Source organism: bacterium, assembly GCA_016716565.1.
Taxonomy (GTDB): Bacteria; Bacteroidota; Ignavibacteria; order Ignavibacteriales; family Ignavibacteriaceae; genus IGN2.
In genome coordinates, this window is the sequence record JADJWC010000002.1 from 329,101 (window position 1) to 351,533 (window position 22,433).

The window sequence follows — 22,433 nt, forward strand, 5'->3', positions numbered from 1 at the left end:
AAATTTATTTGAGGTTAAGATATTTTTCCCAAATATTAAATAATTGGTACGTCGCGTAAATATCCTTCGAGCAATAAACTGCAATATCTTTTATTCGTCCAGCTTCATAAAGATTTTTTACTTCCATTCCTGATATGTCTTTTGATTTGGGAGATTCAATTCCAAATGACTGGCAATAAAAATCAAGATTAAATTTTCTTGTTGATCCATAAAAAGTAAATTGCTCAAGGAGATCTATGTGCTCATCACCGTATCTGTAACCCATTAAATTTTTTGTAACCTTTACTCTAACCATCGCAGAGCGCATCATTAAAAAAGGGACATCAAAATTTCTTCCATTAAAAGTGATGAATTGGTCAACTCGTTTTGCAACACGCCAGAATGATTCAAGAATTTCTTTTTCAGATAATCCTTTGTATTGAACCTTTCCTCCGCCTGTGGCGGACTCGCTTGTCCACTCTTCTTTCTTTTGGCTTTCGTAATAGACATAAGATTTTTCTTTCTCGACATCATAAATACCGATCACAATACATTTTGAAGTGTATGGATAAAGACTTGTGTAGCGAATTGCATCGTCAATCATCATTTGACGTTTTTCCGGATCGGGTTCTTTATCAGCGTATCTTAGAAGATATTCTCTCTGACTTTCAGAAAGAGTTTCGAAAGGATAAGCGCAAGTTTCTATATCGAACACTATTCTTCGCATTTTGCCTCCTAAAAATTGTGTGAAGAATTTTAACTTAAATCCCGCTCAGTTGGGATTCGCAATGACAAGATAGTATTAATCTCTCAAAATTTTTACTAATGGTTCAAAAGATTTAACTTTTTCTATGAAATGATCTGGCAATGACGTTGATTTTCTACTTTTGGGATCGACAAAAACTACAACACCTTTTCCGTCAACTATTAGTTCACCCGTTTTCTGTTTTACAATTAAATGATCGTAACCAAAAGAAGAATTTTTTATGTATGAGATTCTTGAATAAACTTCCAAGACATCATCGTAATAGGCATGGCTTCGGTAATTAATTTCATTTCTAACCATAAAAAATATTTTTCCATCTGAGAAAATTCCTTTTTCAGGCATTAACCCGGCAGCTTTTATGTATTCAAGTCTGGCTGTTTCAAAAAAATTAATGTAGACAGCATTGTTGCAAACACCGAGCATATCGACTTCGTGAAATCTTACTGTTACTGTGTATTTGTGTTTGAAGTCGTATGGAGTTAAAGATTTCTCAGTCATAATAGTTCTTTTTGTTAACATAGAAATTGATTTATTGTTTCATTGTTATATTGTTAAAAATATTCGCGCCTCAACAATAAAGCAATAATAACAATGCAACAATTATTTAAAAATATTATCGAGAATATCGGCAGCCTTTTCAATATCATTATCAGTAACATCAAGATGAGTAACTGCTCGCAGTGAATCAATTGTTCCCGGTGTAAGTATCAATCCCATTTCCCGGCATTTTATCAGACCTTCTTTTGGAGTCACCTTCACTGGCTTGAAGAGAAGAATATTTGTTTGGACTGCAGCCATATTTATTTCAAGATTTGGGTTTAGCTTAATTCTTTCAGCCAGATGTTTTGCTCTCCAGTGATCTTCCTTTAATCGTTCTCTATTATTCTGAATAGCATACAAAGCTGCTGCCGCAAGAATTCCAACCTGTCTCATTCCTCCACCCCAGGCTTTTCGTACACGATAGGCTTCCTGAATAAATTCTTTGGAACCAGCAATTGCCGAACCAACAGGTGCACCAAGTCCTTTTGAAAAACAGCAAGATACAGTATCAAAGTGTTGAGCATAATCTTTTGCAGACAATCCGGTTTCGACACAGGCGTTCCAGACTCTTGCTCCATCAAGATGATAGTAAAGTTGATGTTTCCTTGAAAGATTTTTTAGTGCAATAATATTATCAAGTGGCCAGATTGTTCCGCCAGCACGGTTGTGAGTGTTTTCAACTTCAATAACTTTGGTTCGGGGCATATGATAGGCAGTTGTACGAATATAAGGTTCAACCTGATCTGCTCGTAGAATTCCAAGTTCACCATCAAGAGGATAAAGTTGAATACCACTTAATCTTGCTGGAGAAGATGATTCGTAATTAAAGATGTGAGCTTCGCGATCGCAGATAACTTCATCACCGGGCTCGGTTAGAACATTCAGACAAATCTGATTTCCCATTAAGCCGCTTGGAACATATAAAGCTGCTTCTTTTCCAAGAAGTTCAGCAACAAATTCTTCAAGCTTGTTTACTGTTGGATCTTCTTTGAAAACATCATCACCGACTTCAGCTTCGTACATTGCTTTACGCATTTCAGGTGATGGTTTTGTTACTGTATCGCTTCTTAAGTCTATAAATTTCATTTTGCATCTTAATGTCATCCTGAGCCTGTCGAAGGATGACTTTATTGGAAAGTAAGGTGTCACACTTCGACGGGCTCAGTGTGACAGAAGAATTCACATTTTAAATTTTTTCTTCAGCCAAATTAAAATATTCATCCCAAATATCCAGAACGAAAAAACTGAAGAGAGAATTGGCACAATTAAAGGATTTGCTGAATAAAAAGTTTTTTCAGTCTGAACCGGAACTTCTCCAACCAGAGTAGTTTTCACGAACATATCCGTTTCGGATAGAATTTCTCCTTTTGCATTGATGATACAACTTACACCTCCGTTTGCACAACGCACAACTGATCTTCTGTTTTCAACTGCACGGAGTATCGCAAAATCTTTGTGCTGATATGGTCCGCTCGATTTTCCATACCAACTATCGTTTGTGACCACAGTGATTAACTCTGCACCCTTCTGAACAAATGAAGTAACAAAAACAGGATCAACTGATTCATAGCAAACGAGGCCACCAACTTTAACTGTATCAAGTTCATCATTGTAAATTGAAAAAATTGTCGTATCCTTTCCAATATTCCATCCGGTAATTCCAACACCCCATTTCAACAAATCACCAAGAAAAGCAAACTGATCAACAAAAGGAACTCTTTCACCAAGCGGGACAAGTTTCATTTTTCCATAGCGTTGAATCTCTCTGGTTCCAGGATTCAATCCAAGCACAGCATTATAAGTTCTATAAAAATAATTTCCTTGTTCAGAGAATTTTGAATCTACTGGAATATTATTTTCATTTAGGTCATAAATTATATCCGGCATTCCTGTAAGAAGTGATACATCATTACTATCGAGGAACTTATAAATTGAATTTTCAACGATAAGAAAAGATCCTCCGAATGCATAAACAGGAAGTGCTGTCTCAGGCCAGAGAATAACCTGTGCTCCTTCATCAACACATTTTTGTGAAAGGCCAAGATATAAATTCAGGAGATCACCAAGATTTCCGGTTGACCATTTATCCCAGGGATTCAAATCAGGCTGAACAATTCCAACTTTAACTTTTTTTTCTGAAATCTTGAAAGATGAAACTTTATAGATACCATATACAACCAGGCAAAGAAAAATTATAACAGCAAAAACCAAAGGTTTAGCATTTAGTTTTTGGTTTTCTTTCCTTTCAAAAAAAGATTTGAATAAAAGAACATTGGTGTAAGCAACAACTAATGACAACCCATTCGTTCCGATTATATCGGCAGCTTGAATAAATAAGTTGAACTTTGCAAGTCCGTGTCCAAGTAAAAGCCAGGGAAATCTTAAATCTGTTAAAGTTAAAAGATATTCAAGTGTTACCCAGAAAATCGGGAAAAGCCAAAGCGCATCAAACTTTGGAAATACTTTTTTTGCCAGGTAAAAAAGCGTAGATGGAATCATCATCACACAGGGATAAACCAGAAGCAACGCAACACCTGATAGCACTAAATAAGGATCGGCTTCAGCTTGCCAACTGCCAACCCAGTAAATTGTGATGAGACTAAAAACCAGGGAAAAGAGAAATGTTGCTTTGCTTATTGAGGCTAGCGAATTTTTTTTTGTAATGACCGTAAAATATGGAATGAGTCCAACAAAAATCAGCAACGTGAACGGAAATGGAAAAGGAGGAAATGAAATTCCGAGTATAATTCCACTTACGATTAACAGAAGCCTTTCTTTTCTCCGCTGTCTTTTTTCTTCTGGAGTTAGATGTATTCTGTATTTTGATAAAAACTTCAAACAGCAGATTTCCTTTTTCTAAAAAATAATCGAACGATAAAAAATAAAATTACAATCGCAGTAACAACGATAACTATGTTACTATAGGTTGTCAGGTATTCATCGACTTTAGCAACATTATCTCCAAAAATAAATCCAAGGTATAACATAATCGCATTCCAGAGTAATGCAGAGATAAAACAAAGAGTGATTGTTCTCTTCGGATCAAGATTGCTAATTCCTGCAAAGAAAGAAATGACCGCTCTCGTGCCGGGCATAAATCGATTTACAACAACAATAAGGTAACCGTACTTTCTAAACCATGCTTCAACTCTGTCAAGTGATTTAACAGGAATATACTTGAATCTACCGGAGTGAATTAATTTTTTATCAACAGTTGCACCGATGTAGAACATAAGAGCAAAACCTAAAATGCTGCCTACTGTCGCAAATGAAAGAGCGAGAAGAAAATTAATTGCTCCCGTACCAACCAGTGAACCGCCGACAACCGTCACAACATCACTTGGTGATGGCGGAAAAACATTTTCAATGAATGCAAAAAAGAAAAGTGTGATGTAAATCCAGAAAGGAGGAAAGGTTGCAATCCTGGTAAGTATATCTTCAAACATTATTTTCTGACTACTGTTGCAACAGCCATTACAGAAATGCCTTCCTCTCTTCCAACAAATCCAAGTTTTTCAGTCGTTGTTGCTTTGATTGAAATTCGGTCAGAGCCAATATCCAGTATCTTTGAAATCTTTTCTTTCATTTTCTGTGTATAAGGTGAAATCTTGGGCAGTTGAAGCATTACCACAACATCGATATTATTAACATAAAATCCCCTGTTACGAATAAGTTCGTGAGCTCTTTTCAGGAAGACGGTGCTGTCTGCATTTTTATAGCGTGGGTCATCATCAGGAAAGTGAGTACCGATATCACCAAGCGAAAGTGAGCCAAGCATTGCGTCGGTAACAGCATGAAGTAGTGCATCAGCATCTGAATGTCCAGCTAATCCTTTGTCGTAAGGGATTTCTATTCCGCCGAGGATAAGTTTACGTCCTCCAGCAAATGCGTGAACATCAAATCCGATTCCGGTTCTTAAATCTATTATCAAAATCTCACCTCAAAGTCTGTGAATTCATTTTTTGGTTCCTGCCAATCTACTTTACACAATTTAACAGAAGCATGTATTGGGCCCACCTTTAACTTATTAATTAATTCATCAACTATTGCTTTTTCTCCTTCAACAACTGTAAGCACTTCACCAGTATAAAGGTTTTGAGTGAAACCTTTCAATCCGAGTTTTTGTGCTTCACGAACTACGAAATACCTGTATCCAACTCCCTGAACCAAGCCGTTAACAATGATTTCCGCACGAACTTCCATTTATAAGAAAAATTCTTTGAGAATTTATTTAAAAATTTAGATAAACTTTGCTTTAGTACAAAGATAAGCGGATTTAGTCCTTTTTATCATACCCAAAACTCTTAAGCAAGTTTTCATCGCTTCGCCATTTTTTTCTAACTTTCACTCGGAGTTCGAGAAAAATTTCACGCTGCAAGAACTCTTCGATTGATTCTCTTGCAACTTGTCCAAGCTTTTTAATCGCTGTTCCAGCGTTACCAATTATTATTGCTTTCTGAGAATCTCTTTCCACAACTATTTCAGCGCTGATAAAATTTTTACCCTCTTCTCTTTCTTTGAATTCAATTATTAAAACTTCACTGCTGTAAGGGACTTCATCGCGATACAGTTCAAGTATCTTTTCGCGGATAATTTCGGAGACAAAGAATCTTTCATTCTCATCTGTCACCTGGTCATCCGGAAAAAGTTTTGGTCCTTCGGGAAGAAAGCGAATGATTTCTTCTTTCACTCTTTGAATATTAAAATAATGAGAGGCTGAGATAGGAATTACTTCTTCAAACATTTTCTGTGTTTCAAAATGTTTGATGAGTTCTTTAACCTTTTCCTGAGTAATCAAATCGACTTTGTTGAGCACAAGAAGTTTTGGTTTCCTTGATCTGGCAACCTGCACATTAACAAATTCCTGTGAGAACAAGTTTTCAGCTAAGGGATCTTCTTTAACATCGCTAATAAGAACAATCACATCCGCATCATCAAGTGAAGATTTTACATCCTCCATCATTTTTTCCTGGAGAAGATAAGAAGGAGAAAGTATTCCCGGTGTATCGAGAAAAATGATCTGGTAATCTTCTTCACTTAAAATTCCGAGAATTCTTTTTCGAGTGGTTTGTGGTTTTGAAGTGATTATCGAAAGTTTCTGTCCGAGCAGTGTGTTGAGTAAGGTTGATTTGCCCGAATTAGGTAAACCAAGAATTGCAACATAACCGGTTTTATCATTCATAAATAAAAAATTAATATTTGTAAGATAAATTACTTTGGACGCGATTTAAATGAAAGGAAGTACGGGGAGGTTTATTATTTGCTGATTGCAGATTTAGTCCGCTTTTGCATTTCAAAAAGAAATAACCTGATATCAGAATGATCAGAGAAAAGATTGATCCGACAATTGACAAACCCGCACCACTAAATAAATTCTGGATGGTTCGCACCAGTCCCTCGCTTAAACCCGATACAGAATCAAAAACAGATTGAGAGTCGCTAGCTGCTGAGGTTGTTGCCGAAATCATAGCTGAAATAGAAAAACCAAAAATTACTAGGCAAAGCAATATGATAAATGTCACGACTGTAGCAATAAAGTACTTTTGCTGTTTTGGAACTGTTGATCTTTTTATAATCTGTTTCATCAACTTTTCAGTAAAGCCAGCGGAAACTTCATCCTCTTTAATTGCGAATAAATTATCATGAACTAACTTCAGTGCATTAAACTTTCTTTGCAACTCTTCTGAATTACGAATACCAGATTTTACCTGTTCAGCTTCTACGCTGCTCAATTCACCGTCAAGATATTTATTTAATATTTCATCTGTAATCTGAATCATTGTAATTCTTTAGCTAGTTTGGTTTTTAAGATTAAATCGCGTAATGCATTTCTTGATCTGTGAAGCATTACTTTCACGTTCGAAACAGTTAATCCCATTACGTCGCTTATCTCATCAATTGTCATTTCATTCAAATAGAACATTGTAATAATTGCTGAATATCTTTCCGGCAATTTACTAATTGTTTTATGAATCAGATGGTTAACATCCTTCTTTTCAATTTCGTCCGAACTATATTCACTTTCGAGATTGAAATGATCCTCAACAGATGTCATTTCGGTTTCTGTTTTTCTTTTTTGAGATGATAACTTCGTCAGTGCTGAATTATAAACTATCCGGTAAAACCAAGTCGAAAATTTTGATTCACCTTTAAAATTCACCAACGAATTATACGCTTTCAAAAAACAATCCTGCAGAACTTCTTCTGCTTCTAATTCATTCTTCAGCATTCTTTTTAACATCGAAAATGCTTTATTCTTGTATCGATTCACTAAAATTGAATAATCGGAACTATTGCCTTTTCTAACCGAATCGATTATTTCCTGATCAGAAAGATTTCTCATTCAATTCTTAGACTAACATATTGTGATTTTAGTTACACTACATTTAATTCTACTAAAAAATATAAGGTGATTCCTTAAAAAGCAAAAAATGAGCAGAAAATCTATATTATTATCCTAATGAAACTGTAACCTGTCAGTTGAAAATATTGTCTCAACAATTAAACAACAGAAAGGATAATAAAATGCAGGAAGAAGTAGTTGCTGTATTTATTCCGATAGTAATGTTTCTAATAATCGGATTAATATCGGTTACAGCTATCTATTACAGATCTAGAGAAAGACAGATGCTTATCGATAAAGGTCTCTCAGCAGAGGATATGAAAAAATTCTTTGAACAGAAGAGAGATCCATTCTGGCTGATGAAAGTCGGAATAATCTGCATATTCTTTGGAATCGGACTTGGTATCGGGTTGATGTCTGGAGCAGAAGAAACGAGAGAAATTGTAACTCCAACTTCAATCTTCATATTCACTGGAATTGGATTTGTGATCGCAAACATTTATGGAAACAAGATGAGGCGTGCATACGATTTAGAAAAAAAGGCTGGCAATTAAAATCGGATGTTAGTTTTGAGTAGCACAGATTGGTAATCTGTGCTACCAAAAATTATTAATGTTCCTGTGCCTCAAGCCATCTTTCTGCATCAAGTGCAGCCATACAGCCAGTACCTGCAGCAGTAACAGCCTGACGATATTTACTGTCACTCACATCTCCGGCTGCAAAAATTCCCTCAATATTTGTGTAAGTTGAACCAGGCTTTACTTTCAGGTAACCTACTTCATCCATATCAAGCTGACCTTTGAAGATTTCAGTATTCGGTTTGTGGCCGATTCCGATAAATAATCCGTCAGCATTATACTCTTCTGTCGAATGATCACGCGTATCTTCCAGGATTACACCGGTCATTCTTTTTATTCCATTCTGCTCAACACCAACAACTTCTTTAATGGTTTTATTTAACATGAATTTAATCTTAGGATTTTTCTGTGCACGGTTAAGCATAATGCTCGATGCTCTGAATCCTTCCCTACGATGAATGATTGTTACTTCTGAAGCATGGTTAGTAAGATAAGTTGCCTCTTCCATCGCAGTATCACCACCGCCTATCACAAGAACTTTCTGATTCTTAAAAAAGAATCCATCACAAGTTGCACATGCAGAGACACCGTAGCCCATATATTTTTTTTCACTTTCAAGTCCGAGTAATTTTGCCGATGCACCGGTTGCTACAATAACCGCATCAGCAGTATAAACTTCATCGTACGATTTTAAAACGAAAGGTCTTTTTGAAAAATCAACTTCTGTAATTTCTTTGTAAATGCTTTCCGCACCGAATCTGTGAGCTTGTTTTCTCATTATGTCCATCAATGCCGGACCTTGAATACCATGCTCATATCCGGGATAGTTCTCTACTTCAGTAGTAATTGTCAACTGACCACCTGGCTGCATTCCTTCAAATATCACTGGTTTCAGATTTGCTCTTGCATTATAAAGTGCAGCAGTAAATCCGGCAGGTCCTGAACCTATAATTATTATTTTGTGATGATTATCCGCCATTACTTTTCCTTAAATGAATTATAGTTAAAAATTAATTTGCCTGGGTTTGATTATGCAAATTTACAAAAGATTCAGTTTAGACTAGTTGAGAATATCTATAAGTTATTTATCTCTAAGATAAGCAGCATTTCGTTTCAGGCCACTCAGTTTTGCTCTTTTAATAGGTGAGTTTTTAAATTTCTCTTTGAATTTTTCTTCTGTCATTTCAAGAATATCTGTCAGATTTAATTCCTTATTCTCAGGATGAAAATCTTTTATCATTGTTTCAACCGGGAATTTTTGATTCCACGGACAAACGTCCTGACAGATGTCGCAGCCAAAAATCCAATCATCAAATTTTCCTTTAAACTCTTCAGAAATGGTTCCTTTATTTTCGATCGTTAGATATGAAATACATTTGTTCGCATCCACAACATATTCTTGAACTATCGCTTTGGTTGGACAAGCATCAAGACAAGCAGTACAGCTTCCGCAAAAGTCTGGTATCGGTTCTGAATATTCAAACTCACAATTTGTAATAATGTTAGCAATGAAAAACCAGCTACCAATTTCCCGATTGATTACGTTCGTATGTTTCCCAAGCCAGCCAATTCCCGCTCGAACAGCCCATGCTTTATCCATCACGGGACCGGTATCAACATAAGAAATCGATTCGAATGACGGATCATTCTTTTTTAATTCTGATTCAAGTTCATCAAGCATTGACCAGATTATATGATGATAATCTTTCCCCAGGCATAACGTGAGACTTTGCCATTTGCTTTTCATTTGAATATTGGTGAGGAGTGTAATAATTCAATCCTAACGAGATCACAGATTTTGCATTCGAAAGAATTTGTTTAACATCTTTTCTTTTTTCAAAATTCCTTTTCATGTAATCCATACTAGCCTGATAATTATTATCGAGCCATTGCTGAAGATGTTCAGATTCTTCTTCCAAAATCTCTGCTTTTGCAAATCCAACCAAATCAAAACCAAGTTGTTTTGCTTTTTCGATTACTATTTCATTGGTGAGTCTCATATAATAAAATAATTGTTAGCTGGTAGTCATTCCCACGAAAGTGGGAATCCAGATTTGCACTGACTTGTGGATTCCTGCTTACGCAGGAATGACATATAATTTTACCACTGCATTTGTCTTGGTAATACTTTCACATAAACCTTATCGTCAACTACTTCAACCGGATAGACCTGCAAGCCATTGCTGCCTGTATCTTTTTTCCCCGTTCGAAGATTGAACTTCCAGCCGTGCGCGGGACAGACAACAAATTCGTCTTCAATAAATCCATCATAAATCAACCGCGTTTGCTGATGTGGACAAATATTGCTAACCGCGAAAACTTCATCATTGATTTTAAATACAGCTATCTCAATATCATTTACTACAAATCTTTTTCCTGTTTCCTCTGCTAAATCACTCCACGAGCATAGAAATGAGAAGCCGTTTTCCTGAAGCTTATTCAAATGATCTGAATTTTTCATCGACAATATATCCTTCACCAAATTTTTTAACCGACGCAAATGCAATTTCGGGATCATGGCCAAAAAATAATTTCCAGTTTTCTTGCAAAGCAATGTTTAAATACTTTTTCTTTTCCTCAAGAGTGACAAGTGGCTGTAAATCATAACCCATTATGTAATGCAGCGGTATGTGCGAATAAAATGGTATCAGGTCAGCACAATATAAAAACGTATCTCTTCCGTCTGAGATTTTCACCATTTGCTGGCCAAAGGTATGTCCGTTGATGACAAAAAACTCAATCCCATCATCAAAAATGTCATTACCATCAATCAAATGAAGCACTCCTTCTTCCATCAACGGTAAAAAATTTTCTTTGATATAACTACCTTTGTCTCTGTCAGATGGATTTACGGCCCATTCAAAATTCTGCTTTTGAACATAGTACTTTGCATTCGGGAATGCAGGCTGAAGCTTGCCATTTATTTTTAGTGTTGATCCGCCGGTATGATCAAAATGAAGATGAGTAAGAATTACGTCCGTTATATCATCTGATTTTAATCCTTTATTTGAAAGTGCAGAATCCATGGAATGCTTATCATCAACAGCATAAATATTTTTTGCTTTTTCATCCCACTTGTCACCCATTCCTGTATCAATTAATATTTTCTTCGAATCGCTTTCTAATAATAAATTTCTAGTTGCAAGTCTAACTCGATTTGAATCATCAGCGAGATTTGTCTTTTGCCAGAGAGGTTTTGGGATAATCCCGAACATTGCTCCGCCATCAAGACCGAAAGAACCTGATTCGATAATGCTTAGTTTGTATTTTCCAATTTTCATAACTGAAAAGTTAATTAGAATTAATGCTTTACTTCTTAAAATTAAAAAAGATGGGAGTCAATTCACAGGAGAGAGAGGCTTTAAAATAAAAAAACCCCGACATTGCCGGGGTTAATCAGTTAAAAATTATTACCTGCCTAATCCATCAAGATAATCTTTCCTTGCAAGAAGCTGCTCTTCAGTTTCAAACATGCTTCGGATCGGGAACACAACAATCAACTGGACAAACAGCCGCACACTGTGGCTCATCATGAAAACCTTTGCACTCAGTACATTTATCGGGTACTATATAAAAGAATTCCGCAGAATAAAATCCGCTTGCACCAGATGGAGCAGCATCACCGTCACCATAAGATTTACCAGCTAATTCCCAGTTAACACCACCTTCATATATTGCAGTATTCGGACATTCAGGTTCACAAGCACCACAGTTGATGCATTCCTCAGTTATCATTATCGCCATATCATTACTCCTTTAATTTTTAATTCTATTTTTGAATTCCTATTCATTTGAACAGAATAATTTTCTTAAAAGTTCATCGGAAATTTATAAAAAATACATTGCTCAGCAAGTTAAAATTAGATTTTAATGGTATTTTATTTTGCGGTCGTGACTTTTTGCACAATATCAACGTTTAGTATCCCGCCAATATTGAACGAAATCAGCAGAATAATCACCGGAAAAACTTCATAATAATCACGAAGTTCATCGAAGAAACCGAACAAAAGAGTCAAGATTAACAGTGGAATTCCAATCCAGAGAGAATCTTTCAGAAACTTTGGTTTCTCTTTCCATCTGCTGAAGACTGAAAGAATGATAATCAGTAATACCACAAAAGTAGCTAATGAATATCCGTTGAAAAGAAGGTAGTTTCTGTCAATCAAGTGGAACTCAACAAAGCCACCGGGATTATTAATGAACAAAATGAACAACAGGATTTTTACGAATCCGAAAATCAAAAGTTGAATAGCCATAAATTGATAATAAAATTTTCTACTGATTTCTTTGTTACTATAAAAATGAATTGCAAAAATCATTGTCAAAAGAATAATCGTTTCCTTGTTGAAGCAGGCGATGAAGAAGAGAATTAAAAAGTGATTCCATTTTCTTTGTTTGAGAAATAAAAGTCCGAGCGTAAATAAAAACAATGAAGGAAAATCGTATACATAGTTCGAGTAATTAGGTTGGAACATAGCAGGTATGGCAAAAAGAAGAATTATTGAGATAACATTCTTGAACCACAAAGGTGTCATGTAGATTTCATCGAATAATTTTCTGAATGCATAAACAAATCCGAGCAGTGAAAGATACATCAGTATCATCGCAATTAAATATTCAGTTATGAACTCACTTTCCCAAATTAGTTTTTCCAGTGCAAGCATAAGAAAGCTGCTGCTTTCAACTTTTTCTGTGAGAGTTTCGTGAATGCTTTCCGGGATGACTTCACTAATTATTCTTACAGTAGTTGGCAGAAGTGTCCTGTAAACAAATGGTTTCCACGCTGTACCGTAAACCATTTCAGAAAACATTGATTGTTCGTCCCCGTTAATTGGCGGAAGTTTTACAAATGCAATTAACACATAAAGAGATACTAGCGCTAAAACTGATTTGTAAACAACCGGAATTTCATAAAGGTTTTTCATTGCAACACTATTTATTTCTAATCAAATAATTTGTATTGATACCATTTTTTCTTCTCCACTCAGCATAGTCTCTGTGAATATGCATAAGTAATGACTTACTTTCACTCAACCGGACAGAATTTATTATTCTAAAAATATTTATTGTAGACCCACAACATCATTTATGACCAAAATTACCGGGAGAATTGACCGTTTTCACTAATTTAATCTCAATTCATTCAAGTTTGACAGATGATTTTACCAAGACCCCGAAAAGTATTCACACACATTAATTGCTCATTTGTTCTTTGAGAGAGAAATAAAATTTGTCCAAACTAAATTGCCCTCCCCCAAAGACTTCTTGGGACTGAATAACCACCTGGTAAAGATTTGCCAAGAAAATATTTTTTTTGTTTCTGTTAACTGGTAAAGAATAAATTAAATAGTTTATGAAAGAGTTGTAAAACCAACCCAACAAAGACTGAAATCCCAATATTTTTTTTGCAGAATGATAAGGGATCATCCCGCAGATTTATTTTACGAGGCCTGAACAAGCTAACAATAGTGGTTTAACCACAGAAGAGGAAGTTATATCGACCTTGCTTTTTATGCGCAAAATTTAATGGTCGCAATTTTTGACTCACACAAATTGGAAACGTTAACCAAAAGTTTTTTTTAATAATTTTTTCATTAAGATATAAGAGTGAATTTTTCAAGGTTTGACTCCATTATATTCATTTTGAAGATATCGAAGAGCTGCATTTGTCTTTGCAAGATTTTTTTCAATAGCAAACTTTTCTGCGTTTTGTAAATTTCCCGAATAGAATCTCCACCACAATAGCGAGCCGACGACAAAACCATCAAACACTCTGTCTTCTATAAATGCATTTATTGTAAGATAACCCCAAAGAACATTCCAGCCAATCGAAATTAGTCCATTGACATATTCACCGGAATAAAATTGTCCCGCACCGGGAACAATTGATAAAGCTTTTGCTAGAGCGGGGTCGTACAAATCGTTAGTGATTGAATCACAAAGAACTGCAAGTTGGTGATCGGGTTTTATTTCTGAAAAGGATTGTGATGCTTTTTCCCAATCGTCTGAAAAGATATAAGCCCATCCACGCCAATAATTTATTTCATCAGCTTTATCTTTAAATGCCAGGTTGCTCTGTAAAGAATCAAGAAGAGTTAAAGCTCTTGTCGTTGTTCTTCTTAAAATATTCACTTTTATTATTTCAATTTTGGCTTCAAATATTTCATCATTTGTAGCAGCATTCATTTCTGCGATAGTAAAATATCTCGCAGCATCAGAATATTTAGCTCCGTACTTATAGCTTAATCCAATGAGTAAATTCGCTTCATAGTCGTATGATTTTAACTCATCAAAAAATAGAAGACGTTTAAACTCGGTTATTGAATCAAAATATTTTTCTTCACTGTATAAATTTTTCGCAAGTTCGAATTGCTGCTTCAATGTATTCTGTGCAATCGACTGATGAGTTAATACTATTATTAAGACAGCAGAGAATAATATTTTATTTGCAGAAATCATTGTCAGGTACAAAATAATTTTTTTCTTCGAGAAATAATTTCAAACCATTGCTGAATTCAAAATTAACCTCGCATTAAAAATCTGTGCTGAGGCAATTGAGCCATATATGTTTCCGGCATAGAAAAATGCACCAAGTCCGGTAAAAATCCAGGCGCGTGTCTGGTGATCAGCTTGAAAATTATCATATGCAAGGAAAGCAAAAAGGCTCGTTATGACTAATGCAGTTACCCCATCTCCCCATTCTCCGACATACATTTTTCCGCTTCCCGGAATAATCGCCGACATGACTCCTGCAAGTGCGGGATTTTTGTACGGCGGATTCGTTTTCAAATCATAAAACATTGCAACAGTTTGTTTTTCACCTTCATCAAATGGTTCGATAAACTTTTCTTTCGATATTGAAAAATTCTCATCATATAATTTTGAGATGATGGTAAGCTTATTAATTCTTTCTTCGTAGTAACTATCATAGGAGAGTTTATCATTGGGAAACAGCAACTTTGGTTCAATTAATAATTTGTTCTTTAATGATAGTAAGTACGCATCGGGAAAAAATTTTGATTGAACTGAAATACTACCTAAGATTTCATTCGAATACTGATAGAGATTCAATTCAGAATATCCGAGCATCATTTTAAACTGAATTGTGTCATTGAGCAGCTGATTATCAAGTAATTCGTATTGCTCAATTGCACGCAAATAATCACCTTCGCAAAAAAGATAATCAGCGAATTTTTTTATGTTTTCAGGTGAATGAAAATCAAATGAAGGTGATTGAGGAAAAACTGGAAGAGCAATAAGAAAAATAATTGTTAATAGGATTCTCATTCATCATCAACAATGGATGAAGGAGGCAGATAATTAATTCTTCCCTGATTCAAAGTATAATTCTGCGGTGGATCATAAAAATGACCGGAACTGACTCTCGGATAATGGTTATGACCCTTTGCCAAATTCATATCACGAGTAAATCGATCAAAGAACATCAACGACGCCTGGAATATGTTTGTCTCTTTAGCTGATTGAAGAAGAAAAGCAGAACAGGTTGGTCTGAACGGACAATTCTCTCCATCAACATCTGAAATAAAAAACCAATAAGCATTCGCAAGAGACTTAGCCATAAACTCACCAGCATTTTCTGACTCGAATGAATAGTTTCTTTTATTGTAATGGATTTGTTTTTCGTAGGAGACATCTGCCTTTTGCCATTTGAGACTTTCAATCTGACAAAAAGCAGATGTTGTAAAAAGTAGGGAGAGAAGATTTAAAACTAGTTTACTTTGCATCAAGTAGTGACCTTGCTATCACTATTCGCTGAATTTCCGAAGTTCCTTCATAAATTTCGGTGATCTTCGCATCACGAAGATATCTTTCAACCAAATATTCCCGCACGTAACCATAACCACCGTGCACCTGAATAGCTTCCAGCGCACATTCAACAGCAATCTTTGAAGCGTAAAGTTTTGCCATAGCAGCTTCTGCAAAATATTTTTTGTGAGCATCTTTTAACGCTGCGGCTTTCAGAGTTAATAATTTTGCAGCGTCAAGTTTCATTGCCATATCAGCAATTTTAAATTGTATTGCCTGAAGATTTGCAATCTCTTTTCCAAAAGCTTTTCTTTCTTTTGAGTATTTGATAGCAGCTTCGAGTGAAGCTTCAGCAATTCCCAGCGCCTGTGAGGCAATTCCGATTCTTCCGCCATTGAGAGTATTCATCGCAAAATTGAATCCCTTACCTTCTTCCCAGACAATATTTTCTTTTGGCACTCTGCAATTTTCAAATGTCAATGAACAGGTATCTGAACTTCTGATACCAAGCTTATCTTCTTTTTTCCCGTGACCGAATCCGGGAGTTCCTTTTTCAACAAGAAATGTTGTAATCCCTTTGTGACCTTTTGATTTATCAGATTGTGCCATAACCAGATAATAATCGGCAGTTGTTCCATTCGTAATCCAGTTCTTCATTCCATTCAAAACAAAATGATCTCCATCTTTATCGGCTAATGTATGCTGTTGAGTCGCATCGCTTCCAGCTTCCGGTTCTGACAAAGCAAACGCACCGAGCTTTTCACCTTTTGCAAGCGGAACCAAATATTTTTGTTTCAGATAATCTGATCCGTATTCTTCCAATCCCCAGCAGACAAGTGAATTGTTGACGGACATTATCACTCCGACACTCGCATCCACTTTGGAAATTTCTATCATTGCAAGAACATAACTGATTGTATCCATTCCTGCACCGCCGTAATCAGGAGAAACCATCATTCCTAAAAATCCAAGTTCTCCCATTTTCTTTATTATCTCAGCTGGAAACTCTGCATTGATATCACGCTCAACGGCTGAAGGTGCTATTTCATTCTGCGCGAAATCACGAGCGGATTCCTGGATCATCAATTGTTCTTCAGTAAAATCAAAATTCATTTTTTACCCCGTTAATTTTTATTTGACAAGTTAGATGCATTCTGGAGATGAATTATTTTCCGTGTCAAAAATAATGTAATATGAAATCTCTGGCAAAGAATATTTGTGAGAAATCACGGCACCGATAATTTTGTCAGTAGGATACAGATGGACTATTTTTGGAATATGACTAAAGAAAAACACACGATTAAGGGACTTACACTCAAAGAATTAAAAGAATATTTTATTTCTGAAGGTGAGCCTGCATTCCGGGCCGAACAGGTCTTCAAATGGATGTACGGGGATATGGTCGATAGCTTTGATTTAATGAGCAATCTTCCAAAATCTTTGAGAAGTAAGCTTGAAGAAAATCTATATACGGATACGCTCACTTATCTAACGAGTGAAGTTTCTCCTTCAACTGGAACAAAAAAATATATCTTTGAAACAAGCGAAGGAAACAAAATTGAATCAGTTGTTATTCCTGAAAAGAAACGAACAACTCTTTGCATCTCAACACAGATTGGCTGTCCGCTTGATTGTAAGTTTTGCGCAACAGGATTGATGGGTTACGAAAAAAATCTAACAGCCGGAGAAATTTTCGATCAGTTTAAACTCGCCAGTAAGGATTATAAAGAAAGCGAGATAACAAACATCGTTTATATGGGTATGGGTGAACCTCTTCTGAACTTTAAAGAAACGGTAAAGTCGCTTGAAATTTTTGCAGAAGAATTAACGACAGGAATCAGTCTGAAAAAAATTACTGTATCAACTGCAGGTATTGCACCTAAAATAAAGGAACTCGAGGAAACAGGATTAAAAGTGAAACTCGCATTCTCCCTTCACTCGTGTTTTGAAGATATCAGGAATAAAATAATGCCGATAAACAAAAAGTATTCTCTCAAAGAAAACATCGATGCATTAAAAAGTTATGCGGCAAAGACAAATACTCGAATAACTTTCGAATACGTTATGCTGGATGGAATAAACGATCGTGACGAAGACATTAAAGCACTTGCAAGATTGATGAGCACAATTCCGAGTAAGCTGAATATTATTCCTTTCAATTCACTTGAACATATGAATCCTTCCGGATTAGCTGGAAAACTCCGATCAACACCGATGGAGCGAATCCACACGTTTGCTGATAAGTTAAGAGAAAAAAACATTACCGTGATGCTGCGAAATACTCAGGGTGATGATATTGCAGCAGCTTGCGGACAATTGGCAACGAAGTTTCAAATCTCATGAAAAAACTTACTCACGATGAAATAGCAAAGAACAGAAGCACACTTGATTCTATCCACAAAGTTAAAAAGCTCCCTGTTTATGTTTTGCTGAACAGCATCAGAAGTTCTTACAACGTCGGTTCAATATTCAGAACATCCGATGGAGCAATGATTGAAAAACTTTTTCTCTGCGGTTATACTCCATATCCTCCTCATCCTGATTTACCAAAAGGCAATAAAGATGTATTGAAAACTTCACTCGGTTCAACTGAAAGTGTAAAATGGGAATATATGAAAGATCCGAAAGAAGTTGTCCGCCAAATGAAAGAGAATGGAATCAAAGTTTGTGCGCTTGAATTAACAAGTAAAAGTTTTCCCTACTATGAATTGAAGAAAGATGTTTTCCCGGTTTGTCTAGTAATCGGAAATGAAATTACCGGTGTCTCACAGGAAATTCTGGATATGTGTGATTTTTCAATCGAGATTCCACAGTTTGGGATAAAACAATCGTTAAATGTTGCAGTTGCGTATGGAGTGACGATTTTTAGATTGAGAGAAATTTTTTAGTTGTGATTTAGTTTTTTGTGATTTGGAATTTACTCTACGCTGCTGCCGTAAAAAACTCTTCACCATTATCTTTTGTATGAATTAAAAGAAGATTTGCACGAACCATTTTTACGAGTGTTCGTGAAGCTCTTCTTTCCGAAATGTTAACAAGATTACTTAATTCTTTAACAGAAATTCTTTCGTACAACGATAAATACTCAAAAACTCTTTTTTCAACATCTCCTATCTGGTATTTTTTTAATGCAAGATTTGAAGAATTTGCCCGAAGGATTCTTACCATCTCTTTACTTGCTGTAACACTTTTATCATTCAGACGGACGAGAACAACTGCTTTGTTAATATCAAATTCATTTTCATAATCCTGCAATCGATGCGGCTTGTAATCTGACTCAGGAATGCTGACTACAACAACTTCTTTCCCGTATACTTCAATAAAATCGATTGAATATTTTAGTGGTGGTTCACAAAAATTGTCTGCGGCATCTTTTATCATTTCCGATTCCGCTTTCTCACTATCTACTCCGACTACCTCCCTGTCATCATCAACACCAAAGATCATATACCCGCCTTTTGTGTTTGCAAAAGCAATCATCTCTCTTGCAATCTTTTCTGGTGTTGTAAAATGACGTTTGAATTCGCATTGAAGATTCTCCCCTTCTTCAATTAACTCTAACAGATGGCGACGGTTCATGGTTCAATTAAAATAGATATATGAGATGAACAGTTTTAGATATTAAGATAAACTATTAAAGTCAAAAGATTATTTTTTTACTTTTTTCTTTGATCTTGGAACTATCTTCGTCTACGTGGATTCCAAACAGGTTCTTTGTTAACAGGAAGTTTCTTCTGCTCTGTAACTGTCTCTTTCTGCTCGACTGTCTGCTGTTCATCCTCCAAAGCAACCTGAATTGTATCCTGCTGCGGTACCAAAATTTCTTCAGGAATTATATTATTTGCCTCCATTGAATCAGATGAGGTCAACGCATTGAGTGAGTCCAGCAAAGCTGTTTCCTGTTTTCTTTTTTCCTGTTTATATGCTGTGACTTTTGGAGCGACAATCCTTACATACTCTGAAGCGGGGTATTTTGCTATTAAAGTATCGTATGACGTTACTGCCGCTGAATAATCTTTAAGTTCATTTTCTTCAATCCATCCGGAAGCATAAATTGCTTTTGGTGCAACTGTAGATTTCGGATACTGCTTCGGGATTTCTTTTAGTTTATCAATTGCCGAGTAATAATCTCCTTCCAGCAGAAACTCCTCTGCCAGTTTGTACTCGTCGACTGCAGGATCATAATTCAAATCAATAAGAGGTTTATTCAATTTAACTGCTGCTGCGTTCACTATGTTTTCATTTTTATAATTTTCGTAGATGATATTAAAAAGGCTGTCTGCACTTTTTTGATTATCCACGGTAAGATAGTAGCTGCCCATCGCAAACATCGAAGTCGCATAAAAAGAATTATCGGGGTACTCAGTAAGATTACTGTGGTAATATTTGTATGCTGAATCAGGCAAATCAAATTCGGAGAGAAACAGATTCCCAAGCTCAAGCTGATTTTTTGCCAGAAGAGTTTTGAGAGAATCCTCGCTTATTTTAGGTTTCCTCGGAGGATTATTTTTAAACTTCAGTGTATCCGGTAGTGCGGCGATTAACTGGTTTGCAAGTGCTTCACGCTCACGCTTTTTCTGTTCAAAAATGACTTTCGCGTTCGGATCGAATGTCCTGTTCGTAAACATACTGTCAAATTGCGCAACAAGCAGAGAATCTTCCGGCAAGGGATTTCTGATTTTGCTGAAAATTGTATCCCTGTTGATGTACTCAAGTGAATCTTTGAGATATACAATCAGCGTATCAGCTACTTTGAGAGAATCCATGAAAAACCCGGTTGTATCACTCTCACCTAAAAGTAATGTTTCAAGTCCCGACCAGCTTTCCTGAAGTTCTTTAACTTCTGCAATCTCCTCGGCAATTGCTAATGAATCCTGTACATATTTCATTGAATCAAGTGAGAATTGATCCGGGTTCTGTAAATAAAACAGTTGCTTGCCATATTTATTCAAATCATTTTTGATTAGTACATACCTACTGAAGAGTCTTTGCTTTTCTTTTGCGGGAAGAATATATTCTTTTGGTAAAGATGAAGTTGATGCTTTCTGATAGAAGACAGCAGCGCTATCGAGCAACTTTATACCGTGTTCGTAAACATTTCCAATTTCATATTTAGCTGCACCAGCGACTGGTGTATTTTTATAAGTCGTATCGACCATTATCAGTTGATTAATCGCAGCTTCATAATTACCAAGAGCATTCTCTGTAATTCCTATTTCAAGATCTATATCTGAATATTTATCAGCGTACTTATCTTCTGATCTCATATTAGTGAAAATCTCATAAGCTTTTTCGGTTTCACCGATTGTACGGAGTGCACTGCCAAGCTTGAGATTAGCGGAGACCTCAAGATCATATGATGGTGAATGCTCGAATACATTTTGAAATGCAACTACTGCACTTTGACTATCACCGATCTGCATATTCAGGTTTCCGACTTCATACCATAGCTCAGCATTGATAGTTTCATTCTCTGATATTTCCAGAAATTCATTTGCAACCTGTATAGCTGCAGGAATATCTTCAATTGTTTTTCTGTACACAATCTCTTCGATATAAGCCTGTTCCATAATTTCTTCTTCATCTTCTTCGATGGCTATATCTCGCACTTCTTTTAATTGCGCCAGACCATCGGCATAATTTCTTAATCTCATATCACACTTACCGATCCACAATTGTGATTCAAGAGCATACTCTCCTTCAGGATCGGCAGCAAGAAGCTCTTTAAATTTTTGTTGTGATTTTAAATAGTTCCTCTGGTAATAAAACGCTTTGCCTAACATCAAAAGTGCTTCATCAACATAAGAAGTAGTTGAATGAAATTGAAGAATTACAGAACACTTCTCAATTAATTTCTGTACATCTGCATTCGCTGCGGGTGGTATTGCCGGCGGTTCTATTGAAAACAGATCTTTTTTCTGATCTGTTATCTGCTTTTCAATTTTAGTGTAGAGTTCGTTAGCGTTGTAATAAAGATTAAAGTAGGTAATGAAGTTATCCCAAACACCGCAGCCGGTAAGCAGAATCAATAAAGGCAGTGTCAGTAGAATTTTTTCTTTTAAGAGATTGGTGAACATCGCACCCGAAACTATCAAAGATTAAATAAAACAAAAAGGCAATTTACAGGGCGTCCTTACCCGATTCACCGGTCCTGATTCTTACCACATCTTCAACATTGTAAATGAATATCTTGCCATCGCCAACCTGACCTGTTTTAGCCGTTTTTAATATTGCATCGACAATTTTTTCAACTTTCGAGTCTTCGATTACAACTTCAATTTTTATTTTCGGAACGAATTCAATCCTGTATTCACTTCCGCGGTAAGTTTCTGTGTGACCTTTCTGTCTGCCGTAACCTCTTACTTCTGAAATTGTAAGTCCACGTATTCCAATTTCAACAAGAGCTTCTTTTACTTCTTCAAGCTTGAACGGACGGATTATTGCTTCTATTTTTTTCACA

General features: G+C 36.0%; 25 protein-coding genes and 1 pseudogene. 3 read left to right on the forward strand and 23 right to left on the reverse strand.

Going from position 1 to position 22,433, the window contains the following annotated elements; all coding sequences use genetic code 11:
• Positions 1-4: 4 nt before the first annotated feature.
• The 10 genes from IPM14_08240 to IPM14_08285 all read right to left on the reverse strand — a co-directional run bounded on the left by IPM14_08240 (position 5) and on the right by IPM14_08285 (position 7,628).
• On the reverse strand, positions 5-706 hold the full coding sequence (locus tag IPM14_08240) for a ribonuclease H-like domain-containing protein (protein MBK9098090.1): 702 nt from the start codon (positions 704-706) through the stop codon (positions 5-7).
• A 75-nt stretch (positions 707-781) separates the two neighbouring features.
• Positions 782-1,243 (reverse strand): acyl-CoA thioesterase, encoded by a 462-nt coding sequence (locus IPM14_08245; protein ID MBK9098091.1) that lies wholly within the window; start codon positions 1,241-1,243, stop codon positions 782-784.
• 102 nt (positions 1,244-1,345) lie between these two features.
• Positions 1,346-2,371 carry an aminotransferase class I/II-fold pyridoxal phosphate-dependent enzyme gene (locus IPM14_08250; GenBank protein MBK9098092.1) on the reverse strand — a complete coding sequence of 342 codons (1,026 nt, stop codon included), beginning with the start codon at positions 2,369-2,371 and terminating at the stop codon, positions 1,346-1,348.
• Between the two features lie 93 nt (positions 2,372-2,464).
• Positions 2,465-4,099 carry an apolipoprotein N-acyltransferase gene (lnt, locus tag IPM14_08255; protein ID MBK9098093.1) on the reverse strand — a complete coding sequence of 545 codons (1,635 nt, stop codon included), beginning with the start codon at positions 4,097-4,099 and terminating at the stop codon, positions 2,465-2,467.
• Positions 4,100-4,119: 20 nt separating this feature from the next.
• Positions 4,120-4,731: a DedA family protein gene (locus IPM14_08260; GenBank protein MBK9098094.1), complete on the reverse strand. Its 612-nt coding sequence runs from the start codon at positions 4,729-4,731 to the stop codon at positions 4,120-4,122.
• On the reverse strand, positions 4,731-5,210 hold the full coding sequence (locus IPM14_08265; protein ID MBK9098095.1) for a 2-C-methyl-D-erythritol 2,4-cyclodiphosphate synthase: 480 nt from the start codon (positions 5,208-5,210) through the stop codon (positions 4,731-4,733). Before IPM14_08265 ends, IPM14_08260 begins: the two co-directional genes overlap by 1 nt.
• Before the next feature lie 2 nt (positions 5,211-5,212).
• Complete coding sequence (locus IPM14_08270; GenBank protein ID MBK9098096.1) at positions 5,213-5,488, reverse strand: acylphosphatase; 276 nt, start codon at positions 5,486-5,488, stop codon at positions 5,213-5,215.
• A gap of 73 nt (positions 5,489-5,561) precedes the next feature.
• A complete protein-coding gene (gene era / locus IPM14_08275) occupies positions 5,562-6,467 on the reverse strand; it encodes a GTPase Era (GenBank protein ID MBK9098097.1) in 906 nt (301 codons plus the stop codon).
• 10 nt (positions 6,468-6,477) lie between these two features.
• Entirely contained in the window at positions 6,478-7,065 is a 588-nt protein-coding gene (locus tag IPM14_08280; protein MBK9098098.1) for a hypothetical protein, read from the reverse strand.
• Entirely contained in the window at positions 7,062-7,628 is a 567-nt protein-coding gene (locus IPM14_08285; protein MBK9098099.1) for a sigma-70 family RNA polymerase sigma factor, read from the reverse strand. Before IPM14_08285 ends, IPM14_08280 begins: the two co-directional genes overlap by 4 nt.
• A gap of 182 nt (positions 7,629-7,810) precedes the next feature.
• On the opposite strand from IPM14_08285, the gene IPM14_08290 reads away from it, so the two are divergent.
• The gene (locus IPM14_08290) at positions 7,811-8,182 is read left to right on the forward strand and encodes a hypothetical protein (GenBank protein ID MBK9098100.1); all 372 of its coding nucleotides are present in this window, start codon (positions 7,811-7,813) and stop codon (positions 8,180-8,182) included.
• A gap of 55 nt (positions 8,183-8,237) precedes the next feature.
• Here IPM14_08290 and trxB read toward each other — a convergent pair whose 3' ends face one another.
• The 10 genes and pseudogenes from trxB to IPM14_08340 all read right to left on the reverse strand — a co-directional run bounded on the left by trxB (position 8,238) and on the right by IPM14_08340 (position 17,086).
• Positions 8,238-9,185, reverse strand: coding sequence for a thioredoxin-disulfide reductase (gene trxB, locus IPM14_08295; GenBank protein MBK9098101.1), 948 nt, complete (start codon positions 9,183-9,185; stop codon positions 8,238-8,240).
• Between the two features lie 102 nt (positions 9,186-9,287).
• A pseudogene (gene queG / locus IPM14_08300) lies at positions 9,288-10,206 on the reverse strand (tRNA epoxyqueuosine(34) reductase QueG).
• A gap of 101 nt (positions 10,207-10,307) precedes the next feature.
• A complete protein-coding gene (locus tag IPM14_08305) occupies positions 10,308-10,667 on the reverse strand; it encodes a Rieske (2Fe-2S) protein (protein MBK9098102.1) in 360 nt (119 codons plus the stop codon).
• Positions 10,642-11,487, reverse strand: coding sequence for an MBL fold metallo-hydrolase (locus IPM14_08310; GenBank protein MBK9098103.1), 846 nt, complete (start codon positions 11,485-11,487; stop codon positions 10,642-10,644). The genes IPM14_08305 and IPM14_08310 overlap by 26 nt, the downstream gene beginning before the upstream one ends.
• A gap of 184 nt (positions 11,488-11,671) precedes the next feature.
• Positions 11,672-11,950, reverse strand: coding sequence for a 4Fe-4S dicluster domain-containing protein (locus IPM14_08315; GenBank protein MBK9098104.1), 279 nt, complete (start codon positions 11,948-11,950; stop codon positions 11,672-11,674).
• Between the two features lie 134 nt (positions 11,951-12,084).
• Entirely contained in the window at positions 12,085-13,131 is a 1,047-nt protein-coding gene (locus IPM14_08320; GenBank protein ID MBK9098105.1) for an EpsG family protein, read from the reverse strand.
• A gap of 691 nt (positions 13,132-13,822) precedes the next feature.
• Positions 13,823-14,677 (reverse strand): hypothetical protein, encoded by an 855-nt coding sequence (locus IPM14_08325; GenBank protein MBK9098106.1) that lies wholly within the window; start codon positions 14,675-14,677, stop codon positions 13,823-13,825.
• Positions 14,678-14,704: 27 nt separating this feature from the next.
• The gene (locus IPM14_08330; GenBank protein ID MBK9098107.1) at positions 14,705-15,493 is read right to left on the reverse strand and encodes a hypothetical protein; all 789 of its coding nucleotides are present in this window, start codon (positions 15,491-15,493) and stop codon (positions 14,705-14,707) included.
• Entirely contained in the window at positions 15,490-15,951 is a 462-nt protein-coding gene (gene yidD, locus IPM14_08335) for a membrane protein insertion efficiency factor YidD (protein MBK9098108.1), read from the reverse strand. The genes IPM14_08330 and yidD overlap by 4 nt, the downstream gene beginning before the upstream one ends.
• Positions 15,941-17,086, reverse strand: coding sequence for an acyl-CoA dehydrogenase (locus IPM14_08340; protein ID MBK9098109.1), 1,146 nt, complete (start codon positions 17,084-17,086; stop codon positions 15,941-15,943). The genes yidD and IPM14_08340 overlap by 11 nt, the downstream gene beginning before the upstream one ends.
• A gap of 165 nt (positions 17,087-17,251) precedes the next feature.
• On the opposite strand from IPM14_08340, the gene rlmN reads away from it, so the two are divergent.
• Positions 17,252-18,316 carry a 23S rRNA (adenine(2503)-C(2))-methyltransferase RlmN gene (gene rlmN / locus IPM14_08345; protein MBK9098110.1) on the forward strand — a complete coding sequence of 355 codons (1,065 nt, stop codon included), beginning with the start codon at positions 17,252-17,254 and terminating at the stop codon, positions 18,314-18,316.
• Complete coding sequence (locus IPM14_08350) at positions 18,313-18,861, forward strand: RNA methyltransferase (GenBank protein MBK9098111.1); 549 nt, start codon at positions 18,313-18,315, stop codon at positions 18,859-18,861. Before rlmN ends, IPM14_08350 begins: the two co-directional genes overlap by 4 nt.
• Positions 18,862-18,895: 34 nt before the next feature.
• Here the strand turns inward: IPM14_08350 and IPM14_08355 are convergent, their stop codons facing one another.
• The 3 genes from IPM14_08355 to IPM14_08365 all read right to left on the reverse strand — a co-directional run bounded on the left by IPM14_08355 (position 18,896) and on the right by IPM14_08365 (position 22,432).
• Positions 18,896-19,552 carry an ATP-binding protein gene (locus tag IPM14_08355; GenBank protein ID MBK9098112.1) on the reverse strand — a complete coding sequence of 219 codons (657 nt, stop codon included), beginning with the start codon at positions 19,550-19,552 and terminating at the stop codon, positions 18,896-18,898.
• A gap of 101 nt (positions 19,553-19,653) precedes the next feature.
• Positions 19,654-22,050, reverse strand: a complete 2,397-nt coding sequence (locus IPM14_08360; GenBank protein MBK9098113.1) for a tetratricopeptide repeat protein — start codon at positions 22,048-22,050, stop codon at positions 19,654-19,656.
• Between the two features lie 43 nt (positions 22,051-22,093).
• Positions 22,094-22,432: a P-II family nitrogen regulator gene (locus IPM14_08365; GenBank protein ID MBK9098114.1), complete on the reverse strand. Its 339-nt coding sequence runs from the start codon at positions 22,430-22,432 to the stop codon at positions 22,094-22,096.
• Position 22,433: the final 1 nt, after the last annotated feature.